General features: G+C 52.9%; 20 protein-coding genes. 14 read left to right on the top strand and 6 right to left on the bottom strand.

The genetic code is table 11. From position 1 onward, the window contains the following. The first annotated feature begins 25 nt into the window (after positions 1 to 25). From ABCO64_RS09060 to ABCO64_RS09000, 13 genes are all read left to right on the top strand, one after another. Positions 26 to 1,255 carry an NAD(P)/FAD-dependent oxidoreductase gene (locus ABCO64_RS09060; protein ID WP_253460378.1) on the top strand — a complete coding sequence of 410 codons (1,230 nt, stop codon included), beginning with the start codon at positions 26 to 28 and terminating at the stop codon, positions 1,253 to 1,255. After that, on the top strand, positions 1,252 to 1,971 hold the full coding sequence (locus tag ABCO64_RS09055; RefSeq protein ID WP_253460431.1) for a dolichyl-phosphate beta-glucosyltransferase: 720 nt from the start codon (positions 1,252 to 1,254) through the stop codon (positions 1,969 to 1,971). The genes ABCO64_RS09060 and ABCO64_RS09055 overlap by 4 nt, the downstream gene beginning before the upstream one ends. Beyond that, complete coding sequence (locus ABCO64_RS09050; protein ID WP_253460381.1) at positions 1,955 to 2,917, top strand: lysylphosphatidylglycerol synthase transmembrane domain-containing protein; 963 nt, start codon at positions 1,955 to 1,957, stop codon at positions 2,915 to 2,917. Before ABCO64_RS09055 ends, ABCO64_RS09050 begins: the two co-directional genes overlap by 17 nt. After that, positions 2,914 to 4,950 (top strand): DUF2298 domain-containing protein, encoded by a 2,037-nt coding sequence (locus ABCO64_RS09045; RefSeq protein ID WP_253460384.1) that lies wholly within the window; start codon positions 2,914 to 2,916, stop codon positions 4,948 to 4,950. Before ABCO64_RS09050 ends, ABCO64_RS09045 begins: the two co-directional genes overlap by 4 nt. 82 nt (positions 4,951 to 5,032) lie before the next feature. Next, positions 5,033 to 5,401 (top strand): 50S ribosomal protein L7Ae, encoded by a 369-nt coding sequence (rpl7ae, locus tag ABCO64_RS09040; RefSeq protein WP_253460387.1) that lies wholly within the window; start codon positions 5,033 to 5,035, stop codon positions 5,399 to 5,401. A 7-nt stretch (positions 5,402 to 5,408) separates the two neighbouring features. Further along, the gene (locus ABCO64_RS09035) at positions 5,409 to 5,618 is read left to right on the top strand and encodes a 30S ribosomal protein S28e (protein WP_211530851.1); all 210 of its coding nucleotides are present in this window, start codon (positions 5,409 to 5,411) and stop codon (positions 5,616 to 5,618) included. Positions 5,619 to 5,623: 5 nt separating this feature from the next. Beyond that, on the top strand, positions 5,624 to 5,815 hold the full coding sequence (locus tag ABCO64_RS09030; RefSeq protein WP_253460390.1) for a 50S ribosomal protein L24e: 192 nt from the start codon (positions 5,624 to 5,626) through the stop codon (positions 5,813 to 5,815). Positions 5,816 to 5,823: 8 nt separating this feature from the next. Further along, positions 5,824 to 6,273, top strand: a complete 450-nt coding sequence (gene ndk / locus ABCO64_RS09025) for a nucleoside-diphosphate kinase (RefSeq protein WP_253460393.1) — start codon at positions 5,824 to 5,826, stop codon at positions 6,271 to 6,273. A gap of 80 nt (positions 6,274 to 6,353) precedes the next feature. Next, complete coding sequence (locus ABCO64_RS09020) at positions 6,354 to 7,004, top strand: MarC family protein (protein ID WP_253460396.1); 651 nt, start codon at positions 6,354 to 6,356, stop codon at positions 7,002 to 7,004. Continuing rightward, positions 7,005 to 7,214 (top strand): hypothetical protein, encoded by a 210-nt coding sequence (locus ABCO64_RS09015; RefSeq protein ID WP_253460399.1) that lies wholly within the window; start codon positions 7,005 to 7,007, stop codon positions 7,212 to 7,214. Continuing rightward, positions 7,215 to 7,988 (top strand): nitrilase-related carbon-nitrogen hydrolase, encoded by a 774-nt coding sequence (locus ABCO64_RS09010; RefSeq protein WP_253460401.1) that lies wholly within the window; start codon positions 7,215 to 7,217, stop codon positions 7,986 to 7,988. A 39-nt stretch (positions 7,989 to 8,027) separates the two neighbouring features. Further along, the gene (thrC, locus tag ABCO64_RS09005) at positions 8,028 to 9,233 is read left to right on the top strand and encodes a threonine synthase (protein ID WP_253460403.1); all 1,206 of its coding nucleotides are present in this window, start codon (positions 8,028 to 8,030) and stop codon (positions 9,231 to 9,233) included. Then, positions 9,170 to 9,799: a DUF5803 family protein gene (locus ABCO64_RS09000; protein ID WP_253460406.1), complete on the top strand. Its 630-nt coding sequence runs from the start codon at positions 9,170 to 9,172 to the stop codon at positions 9,797 to 9,799. Before thrC ends, ABCO64_RS09000 begins: the two co-directional genes overlap by 64 nt. Before the next feature lie 21 nt (positions 9,800 to 9,820). Here ABCO64_RS09000 and porB read toward each other — a convergent pair whose 3' ends face one another. The 5 genes from porB to ABCO64_RS08975 all read right to left on the bottom strand — a co-directional run bounded on the left by porB (position 9,821) and on the right by ABCO64_RS08975 (position 13,619). Continuing rightward, entirely contained in the window at positions 9,821 to 10,702 is an 882-nt protein-coding gene (porB, locus tag ABCO64_RS08995; protein ID WP_253460409.1) for a pyruvate synthase subunit PorB, read from the bottom strand. Then, entirely contained in the window at positions 10,703 to 11,857 is a 1,155-nt protein-coding gene (porA, locus tag ABCO64_RS08990) for a pyruvate synthase subunit PorA (protein ID WP_253460412.1), read from the bottom strand. Further along, complete coding sequence (locus tag ABCO64_RS08985; RefSeq protein WP_253460416.1) at positions 11,857 to 12,117, bottom strand: 4Fe-4S binding protein; 261 nt, start codon at positions 12,115 to 12,117, stop codon at positions 11,857 to 11,859. Before ABCO64_RS08985 ends, porA begins: the two co-directional genes overlap by 1 nt. Continuing rightward, entirely contained in the window at positions 12,117 to 12,662 is a 546-nt protein-coding gene (locus tag ABCO64_RS08980; RefSeq protein WP_253460418.1) for a pyruvate ferredoxin oxidoreductase subunit gamma, read from the bottom strand. Before ABCO64_RS08980 ends, ABCO64_RS08985 begins: the two co-directional genes overlap by 1 nt. 84 nt (positions 12,663 to 12,746) lie before the next feature. Continuing rightward, positions 12,747 to 13,619 (bottom strand): methanogenesis marker 12 protein, encoded by an 873-nt coding sequence (locus ABCO64_RS08975; protein ID WP_253460433.1) that lies wholly within the window; start codon positions 13,617 to 13,619, stop codon positions 12,747 to 12,749. 39 nt (positions 13,620 to 13,658) lie between these two features. On the opposite strand from ABCO64_RS08975, the gene ABCO64_RS08970 reads away from it, so the two are divergent. After that, a complete protein-coding gene (locus ABCO64_RS08970; protein WP_253460420.1) occupies positions 13,659 to 14,594 on the top strand; it encodes an NAD-dependent epimerase/dehydratase family protein in 936 nt (311 codons plus the stop codon). Here the strand turns inward: ABCO64_RS08970 and ABCO64_RS08965 are convergent. Continuing rightward, on the bottom strand, positions 14,544 to 14,842 hold a 299-nt coding region (locus ABCO64_RS08965), incomplete at its 5' end, for a hypothetical protein (protein ID WP_343089326.1). The genes ABCO64_RS08970 and ABCO64_RS08965 overlap by 51 nt on opposite strands.

Below are 14,842 nucleotides of genomic sequence, written 5' to 3'. Positions count from 1 at the left end.
TGTTCCTCAATAACACAATAGATGGATGCATATTTGCGTAATTGGTGGTGGTTTAACCGGCCTTCTCGCGGCACTTCGCCTCTCAAAAACCCACAAGGTCACCATTTATGAAAAGGGTGAAGAAGCGGGGGGTTGTCTCTCCTCGTACCAGCGCCAGGGTTACGCAATCGAATCATTCTACCATCACTGCTTCTCCGGTGACTCAAGGCTTATCAGCCTGATTGAAGAGCTTGGAATCTCAGACCAGCTTGAATGGCTTCACGGGAGCACCGGGTACATGGTCAATGGAACAATTCATCCACTGACAACCCCCATCCAGATCCTTCGCTACCCTCACCTTTCAGTCTTTGAAAAGATCCGTCTTGCCCGTTTTGTACTCCGTTCCCGCTCTGCTGACCCGGACAAACTGGATGATATCACGGCAAAGGACTATTGCATTGATTATGTGGGAGAAGGGGTGTATGCGTCGTTCTTTGAGCCATTGCTCAGGTCGAAGTTTGGAGATGCACATGGAACTGTCTCTGCTGCATGGCTTGTAAGCAGGATTGCTATCCGGTCAAACCGTGGGCCGGAAGGTGAGCGGCTCGGCTATCTCAGGGGAGGTTTTGTCGGGCTGATCGATGCAATCACCGCCCGCCTGGATGACGCTGGCTGCTGCTTGCAGAAAGGCCATGCTGTTGAAAGCGCCCGGTTTGCAGATGGTGGCTGGATCGTTGACGGCAAACGGTATGATTGCCTCATATCCACGCTCCCTCCACAGGAGACTGCCCGTATCTGTTCGGTTCCGCTTCAGCCCCTCCCCTACCAGGGTGCTGCATGCCTCACCCTTGGAATGTCAATTGATCCGGCAGCGGGGATCTACTGGGTAAACATGGGAGATCCCGCCCCCTATGGCGCAGTGATTGTTCATACAAACTTTGTGCCATTCGATCGGTACGGAGAACATATCGTCTATATTGCATCATATTTTTTGAATCAACTGCCCAAAGACTGCAAAGAGCATTTCATCAGGGACTTCTGCAAACGGTTCTCCATTCCCCGGGAGGCGATTCACTGGCATACGCTCTGTATCGAACCTGATGCGGGTCCGGTCTATGTGACAGGATACAGAGCACACATTCCACATTCACAGCCAGCACCCGGCCTCTTTCTTGCAGGGATGTTTTCAGTGGAGAACTATCCTGAACGGAGTATGGAAGGATCTGTCAGGGCTGGTGAGCGGATTGCAGATGAGGTTCTGGAGTGGCTGAAATGATAGATACATGCGAGGTTTCAGCAGTTATTCCGGTCTATAATGACCGGGCTGCGCTTATAGACGCTATACCCGCATCACTTCACTATCTTGAGGAGATCTGCAGTTCCTTTGAACTGCTGGTTGCCGAGGATGGATCTGATGACGGCAGTGCGGAGCTTGTTGCCGGATGGGAAGAGCGTGACTCCCGCGTCCGCCTACTCCATGCCGATGAGCGTCTGGGTCGGGGACGGGCGCTGACCCGTGCCTTCAGGGAATCAAAAGGTGATATTTTCTGTTATTATGATGTTGATCTCGCAACTGACATGTCTCATCTTGGGGATCTGATCCAGGCAATCCGATCAGGCTTTGATATCGCAACAGGATCCCGGCTTATGCCGGATTCACGGATCGATCGTGACAGCAAAAGGGAGATTGCGAGCAGGGGATATAACATGCTTGTCAGGTTCATCCTCGGCAGCCGCCTCTATGATCACCAGTGCGGGTTCAAAGCCTTCTCGCGGAACCTGCTCCTTGACCTGCTGCCAGCGATCCGTGCGCCACACTGGTTCTGGGATACCGAACTGCTTGTGCGTGCACAGCGGGGAGGATACCATGTCTGTGAGTTTCCAGTCACCTGGCAGCAGGGTGCAGGAACAACCGTGCAGCTCTCTGATGTAACGGGTATGGGATCTGAGATTCTCAGGCTCTGGTGGCGCCTCCATGCTGAGAAAGATTAGCACCCTTCTTCTCTCGACAGCAATTGCGGGAGGTATCATCGCGTTTCTGCTCTCCCGTGTCTGGGACGAGCTTTTGATCACTATCCAGGAAGCAGATCCACGGTACCTGGCAGCAGCAGCTGCAATCTGCCTTCTTGCATGGTACCTGAGGGGGGTGCGGTACTCGTATATCCTGGGGCGGCTTTCTGTCCTGGCAACAGGCATCTTTGCGACTGCCTGCATCTTTGTCTCCCAGACAGCAAACCTGATCGTCCCGGCACGCCTCGGTGATCTGATCCGCCTGCTGATCCTGAAGCACGAGAAAGAGACGACGTATACAACCGGCTTCTCCTCGGTTCTGACCGAGCGGGTTTTCGATCTGCTGACAATCGCACTCATCGGGGCACTGGCACTGCCGTTTGCCATCGGCCACCAGGAATGGTTTTCGATTGTGATTGGCATCATTCTTCTCGGCGGCATCCTTTTTCTCATCCTCCTCTGGTATTCTGGTTCACTATCCTCGCAAAACCGTTTTATTGCAAAAGGAATTGAGATCCTTGCTCAGATCCGATCGGTTTCCCTGACCCCGTCTGCACTCGGCACACTCCTCCTCTCCTCGATTGTTATCTGGCTGATCGACTGCCTGGTCTGCCTGATGGTTGTCTGGATGTTTGGTGAATCTGTATCGGTGATGGTTGTGATCCTTGCGATCGTGGTTGGCAACCTGGTCAAGGCAGTGCCGATCACTCCAGGCGGGATTGGAACCTATGAACTGGCACTTGCCATGACGTTTGAGCTTGCGGGTGTCTCTGCCGGAGCAGCTGTCCTGATCGCTGTTGTTGATCATCTCATCAAGAACCTGGTGACGCTGGCAGGCGGGGTTCTCTCAATCTTCTATTTTGGAGACTGGACCGTGACACTTCTCAAACGGGCATTCTCAGGTGATCTCAGGAGGGATATTCATTGATTGAAGCTGAGCTGCAGCTTGTCACCGTCATCCTCTGGCTGGCTCTTCTGAAGCTTCTCCAGCTTGCAATCTACCCGCTTCTCAGGGAGACGCTTGAAGATATTGCCTATCCTCTCTCCTATCCCGTATCGCTCCTCTTCTTTACGTTCATTACCTGGTATTGCGGGTTCTTCCGTCTCCCTGTTGCTCTTGCAACAGTCTGTTTTATTGGTCTATTTTGTTTCATGGTACTGAAAAAGCAGTACAACCTGTCTCTATTTCGCCAGCAGATCGGCTGGGATATCGCCTTTCTCGCGGGCTTTCTCTATCTGCTTCTGATCCGGTTTTATAACCCTGCAATCTCGTTTGCCGAGAAGTTCATGGATCATGCATTCCTCGCCTCGGTGATGCGCAACCCCGTTGTTCCCCCGCTGGATCCCTGGTTTGCAGGATCTGATCTCTCAATCTACTATTATCTTGGACACTGGATGTCCGGTGCCCCTGGACATGTGATCGGAGCAGACTCGTTTCTGGTCTTCAACCTGATGCTCCCAACAGTTGCCGGTATGGCGGTTGTGGCTGCTGTTGCCTTTGGGTATCTTCTCCTCCCGCGATACCGGTGGCTGCCTGCCCTGATCCTTCTCATCCCAAACCCGGCAGTCGTATGGCATCTGCTCACGGGAACTGATGTCGCCTCGATTCCCTGGGAGAGTACCCGGGTTATTGCCGGGACAATCAATGAATATCCGATATTCTCATTCTTCTGGGGAGATCCCCATGCACATATCCTGGGTATCTTCAACCAGATCCTCTTTCTCACGCTTGCTGCTGTGCTGCTCCTCAGGTATGGTGATCTTGCACTCAGATCCCGGCTGCTGCTCGCTGCTCTTCTTGCACTCTCGCTTGGCACCATGCCGGGGCTGCATTCGTGGGATGTGCTCTTGTATGCCCCTCTCTATTGTGTGATCGCCCTTTGGACCGGTATCCGCCATGCGATGCGGGATCCCGTTGAATGGATGCCCCTGCTGATCGTGCCGCCGCTCTCTCTCCTCCTCTATGGCCCGCTTCTGCTCTCAATTGAAGGAGCAGGCATACTCGGCATTGGTATCGTGCCAGAAGGGAGCAGCCTGGTATCGTTTCTCCTCGTCCATGGGTTCTTCCTTGCTGTCTTTTTTGCATATGGAGCAGATCAGCTGTACCGCCGCCCCTGGCTGCTTGCCATTTTGCTGGCTGCCTACTTTTTCGGGTACCTGGCAGCAGGAGTTGCTCTCCTTGCCCTGATACTGATCTGCCTGAAGCGCCTGGGAAGGCCAGAAGATATCATAGCAATTGCAGGGCTTGCCACAATCATCGCCTGTGAACTTATCTTCCTGCAGGATGGGATGGGTGATGTGTTCTTCCGGATGAATACCGTCTTTAAATTATACATCGGCGCCTGGGTGATGATGGGCCTTGCAGCACTGGTTATCGCCGGAAAATGGCTCTCTGCTGCAAAATGGCCGTATAAAATCCCAGAAATTGTGAAACTGGGAGCAGCTGTTCTGGTTGTGACTGTACTGCTGCTCCTTCCATCATCTGTACCACTGACATATGGCTATGGCTCCGGAACACTTGATGGCGCTGCCTGGCTCTTTGACAGGCACCCCGGAGATGCAGCGGCAATCTCGTATCTTCGGTCGCTTGATGGGGACCTGGTTGTTGTTGAAGCTGTTGGTGAAGGGTATACCTATGCTGCCAGGATATCGTCATTTACCGGTATCCCGACGATCCTCGGATGGCCGGGCCATGAGCTGGTCTGGCGCGGCGATGAGGATGGCTGGTACCACAAAAGGATCCAGGATGTCAGAATCATCTATGAAAACCCGGATCAAAGCCCGATTCTCCTTCAGGAGTATGGCGTGACGCATATTGTTGTCGGCAGTTTTGAAAAGGAACGCTATCTGGTGAATCTTCCTTCAGAGGGCCTGAAACCTGTCTTTTCAGAAGGTGGTACAACCATATACGAAGTGCTGCACCCGGTCCCGGAGAAGAACCTTTATCCCCCTTCTCTGTGAAATTATATGGTTACGCCAGCATCGGTTTTTGAACCGCTGATGAGTGATGACGGAGGCTCCCCCCTCCTGAATGAGGTGAGTTATGTCAAAGATGTATCAGAAATTTGAAGTCCCTGATGAGCTTCAGAATAATGCGCTTGAAGCTCTCGAACTTGCACGGGACACCGGAAAGATCAAGAAGGGATCCAATGAGGCAACAAAAGCAATTGAACGTGGCATTGCCCAGATTGTGTTAATCGGCGGCGATGTTGAGCCGGAAGAGATTGTGATGCATCTTCCGCCCCTCTGTGCTGAGAAGCAGATCCCGTTCATCTTCATCTCCAAACAGACCGATATCGGCGCTGCCTGCGGCCTTGATGTCGGCTCTGCTGCAGTTGCCATTGTGAAATCCGGAAAAGGCAAGGATCTCGTTGAAGAGCTCGTGAAACAGGTTGCCGCACTGAGAGGCTGAGTCTTCTATGGCAGATAATGGAACGCCGGCGGAAGTCATCGAAGTGATCGGGCTCACCGGGATGCACGGAGAAGCATCCCAGGTGAAGTGCCGGATCCTTGATGGCCCAAACAAGGGGCGGATCATCACCCGGAACACCTTCGGGCCGATCCGTGAGGGAGATATCCTGATGCTCCTTGAGACGGAACGTGAGGCGAAGAAGCTCTCGAGGCGGTGAGGCTGATGGTTGAGAAGTATACATGCAGTTTCTGTGGAGATCAGCTTGAACCAGGAACAGGCAAGCTCTTCGTCAGGAAAGACGGAGCAATATTCTACTTCTGCTCGTCCAAATGCCAGAGCAACTACCGGCTTCGCAGGGTGCCCCGCCGTGTCGAATGGACAGCAAGCGGCCGGAAGGCACGTGGGAAGGAGTGATTGTTCGAATGGATCGCACCTTTGTGATGGTGAAGCCCGATGGTGTCCAGCGCGGTCTCATCGGCGAGATCATCAGAAGATTCGAGAAGAAGGGCCTGAAGCTTGCAGCCGCACGGTTTGAGCAGCTGACAGATGCACGTGTGCAGGAACAGTACCGGGAACATCTTGAAAAACCATTTTTCCCCGGTCTGAAAGCCTATATCACAAGCGGTCCGGTCTTTCTGATGGTCTGGAAAGGTAAAAATGTTGTCCCTGTTGTCAGGCTGCTTGTTGGTGCAACCAACCCCGCAGAGGCACTTCCCGGAACGATCCGGGGCGATTTTGCCCTTGATATCGGAAGGAATGTGATTCATGCGTCTGATTCAAATGAGTCTGCAGACCGTGAGATTGCAATTCATTTCAGAAGCGATGACCTGGTTGACTATGCCGGAATCGCAGAAGAGATGATATACGAATAGTCTATCATCTCCATCATCTCTTCTTTTTTACTTCTCCCAAATCAGAAATACCTTAAGGTTAGACATTCTAATCTCAGATAATGCCTGATTTCATCACCTTCATGCTGCTGTCGGCATCATCCATCTTCATTGTCATCAATCCACTTGCAGTGACACTCATCTACGTCACGCTGACTGAAGGAATGGATCTAAAATCCAGGCTTATGGTGGTGTATGAGGCAAACCGGGTAGCTCTTCTGGTTATTCTGCTCTTTGCAATTGCGGGCGGCGCGATACTGCAGCTCTTTGGCATATCACTTGAGGCGTTCCGGGTTGCTGGCGGCATCCTCCTCTTTGGGATCGGTATGGAGATGGTCTATGCAAAGACGTCAAGGACGAAGATGACTGCCACAGAGAAGTATGAAGGCATTGATGCCGATGATATCGGACTTGTCCCGCTTGCAATACCGATGATCGCAGGGCCGGGTACGATAACGACAGTTATTGTCCTGATGAACGAGGCATCAGATATCGGTTTTGAGGCAATGGCAATTGTTCCTCTCCTCTGTATACTGGTGATTGTGGTGAATTATTATATGATGAAGAACGCTGAATTAATCACAAAGTATATCGGGCCGCGGGAGTACCGGGTGATCGGACGGCTGATGGGCATGATGCTTCTTGCAATTGCTGTTCAGTTCGTGCTGACAGGGCTCCAAAAGGCGTTTCCGTTTCTTGTTGGAGGTCTGTGAATGGGACACCTGAATAGCTTTGATCTCTTCTTTCTCTTTCTTGGCATATGCATGATCATCGGTGCTGCCATTGTCGGTTTGATGACGCTTGGATATTCGATTGAATTTGCACCAATCATTCTCTTTGCAATAGCCATGTGTATCTCCATGGTGGCTGTGGTTGTGATCCTCACCGGATATGTCAAGCAGAGAGAAGAGCAGGAGGACTAGATGAATATCTGCTGTGCACAGGTGCAATCTGTCTTTCAAGACCCGGAAGCAAGCCTTGCTGCGGCTGATGGGACCATCTCGCAGGCGGTTGATCGTGGATCTGATCTCATCATCTTTCCCGAACAGTTTGCCACCGGATGGGATCCGCAATCCACCGCCTTTGCAGAGGAGGAAGGCGGCCCGATCGAGCGTGCCTGGTGCCGCATGGCAGAGGAGCATGGTGTCTGGATAGCCGGGTCGCAGCGGACACGGTCAGCTGCCGGTATCAACAATACTGCCCTTCTTGCCGCTCCCAACGGCTCTGTCCATGCCCGGTATGCAAAGACCCACCTCTTCAGGTTTGCAAAAGAGGATATGCACTATACAGCCGGAGATCGCCTTTCTGTCTGCTCCTGTGACGGACTCACCGTTGGTCTTGCCATCTGCTATGACCTGAGATTTCCTGAACTCTTCAGGCGGTATGCTGATCTCGGTGTCGATTGCATGCTGGTGCAGGCGGCATGGCCCTGCAGCCGGATTGATGTCTTTACCCTGTTTCTCCATGCCCGTGCTGTCGAGAACCAGTATTATGTTGCCGGAGCCTCGGCAGTCGGCACAAACCAGGTCGATCAGTACTGTGGCCGATCAGCAATTGTTGATCCTCTCGGCAAAACCCTCTGCAGCGCAGGTGAGGAAGAGACCTGCATCATTGCACAGGTTGATGCTGGTTATGTTGATTCGGTCCGGAAACGCTTCCCTTTCCATGAGGATGCACGGTATGATCTCCTTGGCTGATACACTTCTCTTATTATCTTTCGGCTCGAATCTGTAGGCATGCATCGTCTCACCTGTATCCATTGCAAACAGGCATATCCCCCGGACTCGGTGATCTATACCTGTTCCGCATGCGGCCATCTGCTTGCGGTCGTGTATGATCCAGAGACCCTGCCTCATTCCCGATCGGTCTTTTCGTCCCGGCCGATCTCGGTCTGGCGGTACCGCGAACTTCTCCCAATCACCATCCCTCCGGTGACACTCCATGAAGGGGGAACCCCCCTCTATCACCTGAAGCGGATTGGCGAGTCGCTTGGCCTGCCGCATCTCTATGCAAAACATGAAGGGATGAACCCGACAGGATCGTTTAAGGACAGGGGGATGACTGTTGGTGTCTCAATGGCGATGCAGCTCGGCATGAAGATGGTTGCCTGTGCGAGCACCGGCAATACCTCGGCAAGCCTTGCAGCATATGCGTCACGGGCTGGGGTTCCTGCGGTTGTACTCCTTCCTTCCGGCAAGGTTGCGCTTGGCAAGGTTGCGCAGGCACTGATGCATGGAGCGCGGGTCCTCTCGGTTGCCGGTAACTTTGACCGCACGCTTGAGATGGTGCAGGAGCTCTGCCTCTCGCATGGGATTTATCTCCTGAACTCGGTGAATCCCTACAGGCTTGAAGGGCAGAAGACCATCGGGTATGAGGTTATTGATCAGCTGGGCCTGGTTCCTGACCGGCTGGTGCTGCCTGTTGGCAACGCAGGGAACATCTCAGCGGTTCATAAAGGCCTTGCCGAATGGCAGCAGCTCGGCTGGATTGATACACTCCCGATGATGACTGGTATCCAGGCAGAAGGGTCTGCCCCGGTTGTCAGGGCAATCAGGGATGGATTGCCTGCAGTTGTCCCGGAAGACTCGCCTGATACCGTGGCAACCGCAATCCGGATAGGTGCTCCCGTGAATGGTGAGAAGGCGCTTGCTGCGATCCGGCAGACGAATGGACGTGCGGAATCGGTGACAGATGAGGAGATTCTCTCAATGCAACGTGATCTTGCCCGGCTGGAAGGGATTGGTGTTGAACCGGCGTCAGCCGCATCGGTTGCCGGGATAAAGAAACTTGTCCAGATGGGTGCGATCGATTCCGATGAACGGATCGTCTGTGTCGTTACCGGCCACCTGCTGAAAGATCCCGAGACGGTGATAAATCAATGCAGTCCCCCAATAGAGATAGATGCATCATTGCCTGCCTTACTCTCTGCCTTGCAGCTCTGATACTGGTAGCACCCGGCTCTGCCCTGCATGCAGATTTTGAAATCTATGAGAATGGTTCGGGGTATTCCGCAGAGATCGGGATCATCGAGAGCGAGAGCTACCAGTTTGCCAGGCCGGGTCTTCTTGGTGAAGCCGTGCCGATGACGGTCCGTGATATCAGGCTTGTGAATGAATCCGGATCTGTTGATTTTGAGCAGCCCCGGGACTCTGAGATTACCTTTCCAAAAGGGGATTATCTTCTCTATTATGAAGGGGATCTCGAAGGGAACTCCTTCTCTGCTGTCTTCTCAGAACCTCATAATGTAACGGTCTTTCTTCCTCCTGCATATGGAGTCACCAATCTCCTGCTTGGGTACGTGAGCCGCGGGGGAAGCGCCGAGGTTGATGGGGATACTGGCACTGTCATTACCTGGGAAGAGGCACGGTTTGTGGAGATCAGGTTCTATGATGATATCCGTGAACTTGCACTCTATGCATTTGGGACGATCTGGATTGCTCTGATGATAATCCTGCTCTTTACCTACTATGCGATGAGGCTGCCAAAAGAGGAAGAACGTCCTGAATGAGTGGAAAAAAGATGATGGATTTTAGATATCTATTCCAAACTTTTCTGCATTTGCATCAGCGATAGCCTGGATCTTCTGGATCTCGGCCTCGTTCTTCTCTGGTTTGAAGAGATGGCGGAACCGCTTCTGAACGGAGAGGTACTCCTCAACCGGTTTTCTCTTCACCTTTTTGGCTTTCTTCAGCACACCGTTGACCATCTCGTAATTGACCCAGAGCCCTGTTTCAACTGCAAGTTTCCCAACCGCGATGGTCTTCTCGCCTTCAAAACCCCAGCCGGTGCAGCATGGTGCATGCACCTGGATATAGCAGGCGCCCGGTGTGTTGACTGCGGTCTCGACCTTCTTCATGAGATCGGCCGGATACGACATGGATGCTGTTGCGACATAGGGTGATCCATGTGCAGCGAGGATTGCCGGGACGTCCTTCTTCTGGTGCTTGTTCCCCATGGAACAGGATCCGGCGGGACTTGTTGAGGTGCTTGCATCAAAGGGTGTTGCACCGGACCGCTGGATGCCGGTGTTCATGTACGCCTCGTTGTCATAGCAGATGTAGGTGATGTTGTGGTTACGCTCAAATGCCCCCGAGAGGGAGAGCATGCCGATATCAACAGTCGCACCGTCACCGCCGATCACAAGCACCTTTTCTGATCTCCCCTGCTGTTTCAGCGCGGATTCGATTCCTGATGCAACAGCTGCTGCATTCTCAAAGAGGGAATGAATCCAGGGAACCTTCCATGCGGTTTCTGGATATGGTGTTGAGAAGACCTCAAGACACCCGGTTGGTGAGACCACGATGACATCCTCTCCGGCACCTTTTAAGATCAGGCGAACTGCAGTTGCCGCCCCGCACCCGCCGCAGGCGCGGTGGCCGCACTCGAAATGTTCTATTGTTTTGTCAACCATTTACAACAACTCCTCGCGCAGTCCATAGAACATATCTCCGCTTCCCTTCTCTGCAAGGTCAACGACTGCCCGGATATCCTTCTTCCTGATGTCCCTGCCTCCGAGGCCGATGATGTAGCCAAAGACATCGATATCTGCCCCATAGAGCGTGTCTTTGATCTCAAGTGCGACAGCACCTTTTGATCCAAGCGAGATGTTCTTGTCAAGTACTGCCACGGTCTTCACATGGGAGAGTGCTTCTGCAATCTCTTCATCCGGGAACGGGCGGTAACAGCGGATCTTCAGGAGCCCGACTTTTCGGCCTTCGGCACGCATCTCATCAATTGCGTCCTTGACCGTACCGCAGATCGATCCCATGGCAACAAGCGCAATCTCGGCATCCTCAAGATGGTATCCCTCGATGAGGCCTGCGTAGTCGCGGCCGAATGTCTCGCCAAAGAGCGCGCCATACTTTTTAATGGCGTCTTTTGCCCGTAGCATGGCCCGCTGGTTCTCGTAGCGGAACTCCATGTAGTAGTCCGGGGTTGCATACATCCCAAAGGAGATCGGATCTGCTGAATCCAGTATCTGGTAGGGTCTGTGTGCTGGAAGATAGCTGTCCACATCCTCCTGTTCAGGCATCTCGACGGGCTCATAGGTATGGGAGAGGATGAAACCGTCGAAACAGACCATTGCAGGCAGGAGTATCTCGTGATCCTCACAGACACGGTATGCAAGGATATGCAGGTCAAGTGCCTCCTGGTTATCCTCGGCATAGAGCTGTATCCAGCCTGAGTCACGGAGCGATACCGAATCCTGCTGGTCGTTCCAGATGGAGAGCGGTGCGCTCATGGCACGGTTTGCAATCGTCATCACGATCGGCTGGCGCATCCCTGCGACATTGAAGCAGACTTCATACATCATCGCCAGTCCCTGGGCGGTTGTTGCCGAGTAGGTTCTTGAACCGGCGGCAGCAGCGCCAAGGCATGCGGAGAGAGCGGAGAACTCGCTCTCGACACAGATATAATCTGCCTTCAGGCGGCAGTCTGCAACGATCTGGGCAAGCGCCTCAACGATATGGGTCTGGGGAGTGATCGGGTAGGCTGATATGACCTGCGGACGGCAGAGCCTGACGGCCTCTGCAACCGCATGGGATCCCTCAAGTATCTCTTTCATTATTTCTCCTCCTTTTCCATGGTGATCGCCTCGCCGGGACACTCTTCCGCGCAGAGGCCGCAGCCTTTGCAGTAGTCGAGGTCGGGCACATAGTCCTTCTCACCACGCTCTTCGATACAGCCCTCGGGACAGATCAACAGGCAGATGCCGCACCCGGTGCATTTCTCCATATCAAAGATCGGATAGAATACCCGCCACGATCCGGTTTTGTTGTCACGTCCGCGTCCGGGTCTCGCCGAGCATCCGATATTTAACGGCATTATGCACCGCCTCCTTTCACCAGGTCATATGCCCGGCGCGAGGCCTTGATGTTTGTAGCAGCGAGTTTTCCGCCGAAGCGTTCATGAACTGCTTCTTCAAGTGCGGAAAAGTCGATCTCACCGGTTGCAGCGGCAAAAGCACCCAGCAGTGCGGTGTTTGTGATCGGAAGCCCAATCTCCTCAAGCGCAATCTTCGTTGCGTCAAGAGCAATCATCGAGACCCCTTCCGGTGCCGGGTATCGGCTGGCCTGCTCGGTGTTGACAATAGCAATGCCGCCCGGCTTCATCCCGGCAAAGACATTGATATCCTTGATCAGGGTGCTGTCCTGCACGATGATGTAGTCCGGCTCATATACCTGGCTTCTGAGCCTGATCTTCTCATCACTGAACCGAACAAACGCCTGCACCGGGGCACCACGCCGTTCGACACCAAAGGCGGGAAAGGCCTGGGAATAGACTCCGCCTTTGAATGCGGCAACTGCAATGAGTTCTGCCGCCGTGACGGAGCCCTGCCCCCCTCTTCCATGGATGCGTAATTCTCTCAAGAAAAAACCCCATATAATCTTACACGATTAATCATATAAAATTACGGAATGGTGTAGGAATTATCTCATATATTGTTGGATTGTTCAATTATCCACAGGAATGCCGAGTATCTCGGTTGTTCCGGATGCAATATCCTCTGCGATCATGGAGAGTCCCCGGGATGCAGACCATTCATCAAAGACTATTGTATCGCGTCTGAGGAGTCCCCGGACCTCTTCTGCAACTGCGGGTGCAGATGAGCCGGCAAGGGCAACCGGGGCATCAGGAGCGAGGAGGAGCAGTCCGGCAATCTCCATTGCAGCAAACATCGCTACTGCCGATACCCGGTATTCTTCAGGCAGGTTATCTGATACTCCCGCATGCATGAATGCCTCGTTTGCAGACTCAAGTCCATCGTCGACTCTTCGTATGGCATCCACATCGAGTGCTCCATGCCGTGTTCCGGGAGCGAAGATGCAGGCATCGAATGCCCCGGTGATCAGACCTTTTTGGACAAGGAGGGTGACGGTATTTGAACTGACATCAGAGACGATGAACGTATCACCCAGGTGTTTTGATACCAGGTAGGCGATTCCGATCTTCTCCGGGCTTGCCTGGTGGGAGTAGACCTTGAACCGAGGATCGGTCTTTGATCCCCGGTGAATGCCGGGAACTGCAACTGCCGGTATACCTGACTGGAACACCTCGTCAAAGACGCGGGTTCCTCCCCCGACATGTTCTCCTGCCCCGTCCCGTGTGACGACCCCCCGGTTTGTCAGCCGGGTGATGTCAGTAACCTCTGTAAAATTATCGCCCATCGAATAGCAGAGCGCGATTCCCTCGATTTTTTCAAGCGGGCAGAGCCGTTCCAGGTCATGGATTGTGAAGGTTCGTGCATCACTGCGGCTCATTTTAAATTCAGCAGTGGCTGATGCAAACCTGATTGCGGTTGTTCCATGATCGATTCCGATGAACATGACGGTACTTACTTGTCTGTTCACTCCTATTAGTGTATAATGTTCAGTATTGTGACCGGTGGTGCCGGATTCATTGGGTCTCATCTTGTTGACGCGCTGGTGGCGCGAGGTGATGATGTCTGTGTCATCGACTCGCTCGCTGCAGGCAGTACACACTATCTGGAAGAACATATTGCCTCAGGTACAGTTCAGTTTCAGAAGGCTGATCTCTTACATGACAACTGGCAGACGAGGTGTGAGGGAGCAGACCGGATCTTTCACCTGGCAGCAGATCCCGATGTCCGCGGGAGCGCCGCACATCCACTCTCAGTGTATGAGAATAACGTGACTGCAACTGTCTCTCTCCTGGAAGCGATGCGGGAGCATCAGGTTCCGGAGATTGTCTTTACCTCCACCTCGACTGTCTATGGCGAGGCATCAGTGATCCCGACACCTGAGGATTATTCGCCGATGGAGCCGATCTCGGTCTATGGGGCGAGCAAACTTGCGTCTGAAGCGATGATCGCCTCGTACTGCCATACCTACGGGATGAAGGGGTCAGTCTTTCGGTTTGCCAATATCATTGGTGCCCGGAGCAACCATGGTGTACTATTTGATTTTATCAGGAAACTCAGGCAGGACCCGCAGAAGCTTGAGATCCTGGGTGACGGAAAGCAGACCAAGTCCTATCTCTCTGTGCAGGCATGCGTGGATGGGATGATGTATGCATCTGAGCGTGGCCCCGACCTCTATAATGTCTATAACATCGGATCAGATGACTGGATTGATGTCATATCCATTGCGGATATTGTTGTTTGGGAGATGGGGCTCTCAGATGTTGCGTATCGGTTTTCCGGCGGTGATCGCGGCTGGGTGGGAGATGTCCCAAAGATGCTGCTCTCAATAGAGAAGATCAAAAATCTTGGATGGCAGCCTGGGATCGGATCACAAGAGAGTGTCAGGGAGGCTGTTCTGGCTGGCCTGGCTGAGATCTGATTTCTTCCAAATGTTTTTCAGCCGTCTCATCTTCGAATAGAGCTTCCTGGTTTGGAAATTATTGACCGGGTCAATCCCATGGAGCAGGCCCATATTTTTATGGATCTTCCCTATATTTCTGAAGGCCATTACTATCCAAAAGTCATAATAATACATGAATAGTCTCAATTCGCTATTGTCTGACCAATGTAGAGAGAACTTCGAATAACCCCTCCCCATCGAAAGTACTTTATACTGGGGGATCGATC

Source organism: Methanocalculus natronophilus (assembly GCF_038751955.1).
Taxonomy (GTDB): Archaea; Halobacteriota; Methanomicrobia; order Methanomicrobiales; family Methanocorpusculaceae; genus Methanocalculus; species Methanocalculus natronophilus.
This window is presented reverse-complemented; position numbering and strand designations above follow the sequence as displayed.

Excerpts from the sequence above, each read along its gene's own strand:
- porA (WP_253460412.1), bottom strand. The coding sequence starts at position 11,857 with ATGAAAGAGATACTTGAGGGATCCCATGCGGTTGCAGAGGCCGTCAGG.
- ndk (WP_253460393.1), top strand. The coding sequence starts at position 5,824 with ATGGATCGCACCTTTGTGATGGTGAAGCCCGATGGTGTCCAGCGCGGT.
- ABCO64_RS09050 (WP_253460381.1), top strand. The coding sequence starts at position 1,955 with ATGCTGAGAAAGATTAGCACCCTTCTTCTCTCGACAGCAATTGCGGGA.
- ABCO64_RS08975 (WP_253460433.1), bottom strand. The coding sequence starts at position 13,619 with ATGTTCATCGGAATCGATCATGGAACAACCGCAATCAGGTTTGCATCA.
- ABCO64_RS09060 (WP_253460378.1), top strand. The coding sequence starts at position 26 with ATGCATATTTGCGTAATTGGTGGTGGTTTAACCGGCCTTCTCGCGGCA.
- rpl7ae (WP_253460387.1), top strand. The coding sequence starts at position 5,033 with ATGTCAAAGATGTATCAGAAATTTGAAGTCCCTGATGAGCTTCAGAAT.
- ABCO64_RS09015 (WP_253460399.1), top strand. The coding sequence starts at position 7,005 with ATGGGACACCTGAATAGCTTTGATCTCTTCTTTCTCTTTCTTGGCATA.
- porB (WP_253460409.1), bottom strand. The coding sequence starts at position 10,702 with ATGGTTGACAAAACAATAGAACATTTCGAGTGCGGCCACCGCGCCTGC.
- ABCO64_RS09035 (WP_211530851.1), top strand. The coding sequence starts at position 5,409 with ATGGCAGATAATGGAACGCCGGCGGAAGTCATCGAAGTGATCGGGCTC.
- ABCO64_RS09010 (WP_253460401.1), top strand. The coding sequence starts at position 7,215 with ATGAATATCTGCTGTGCACAGGTGCAATCTGTCTTTCAAGACCCGGAA.
- thrC (WP_253460403.1), top strand. The coding sequence starts at position 8,028 with ATGCATCGTCTCACCTGTATCCATTGCAAACAGGCATATCCCCCGGAC.
- ABCO64_RS09030 (WP_253460390.1), top strand. The coding sequence starts at position 5,624 with ATGGTTGAGAAGTATACATGCAGTTTCTGTGGAGATCAGCTTGAACCA.
- ABCO64_RS08985 (WP_253460416.1), bottom strand. The coding sequence starts at position 12,117 with ATGCCGTTAAATATCGGATGCTCGGCGAGACCCGGACGCGGACGTGAC.
- ABCO64_RS09020 (WP_253460396.1), top strand. The coding sequence starts at position 6,354 with ATGCCTGATTTCATCACCTTCATGCTGCTGTCGGCATCATCCATCTTC.
- ABCO64_RS08970 (WP_253460420.1), top strand. The coding sequence starts at position 13,659 with ATGTTCAGTATTGTGACCGGTGGTGCCGGATTCATTGGGTCTCATCTT.
- ABCO64_RS09055 (WP_253460431.1), top strand. The coding sequence starts at position 1,252 with ATGATAGATACATGCGAGGTTTCAGCAGTTATTCCGGTCTATAATGAC.
- ABCO64_RS09000 (WP_253460406.1), top strand. The coding sequence starts at position 9,170 with ATGCAGTCCCCCAATAGAGATAGATGCATCATTGCCTGCCTTACTCTC.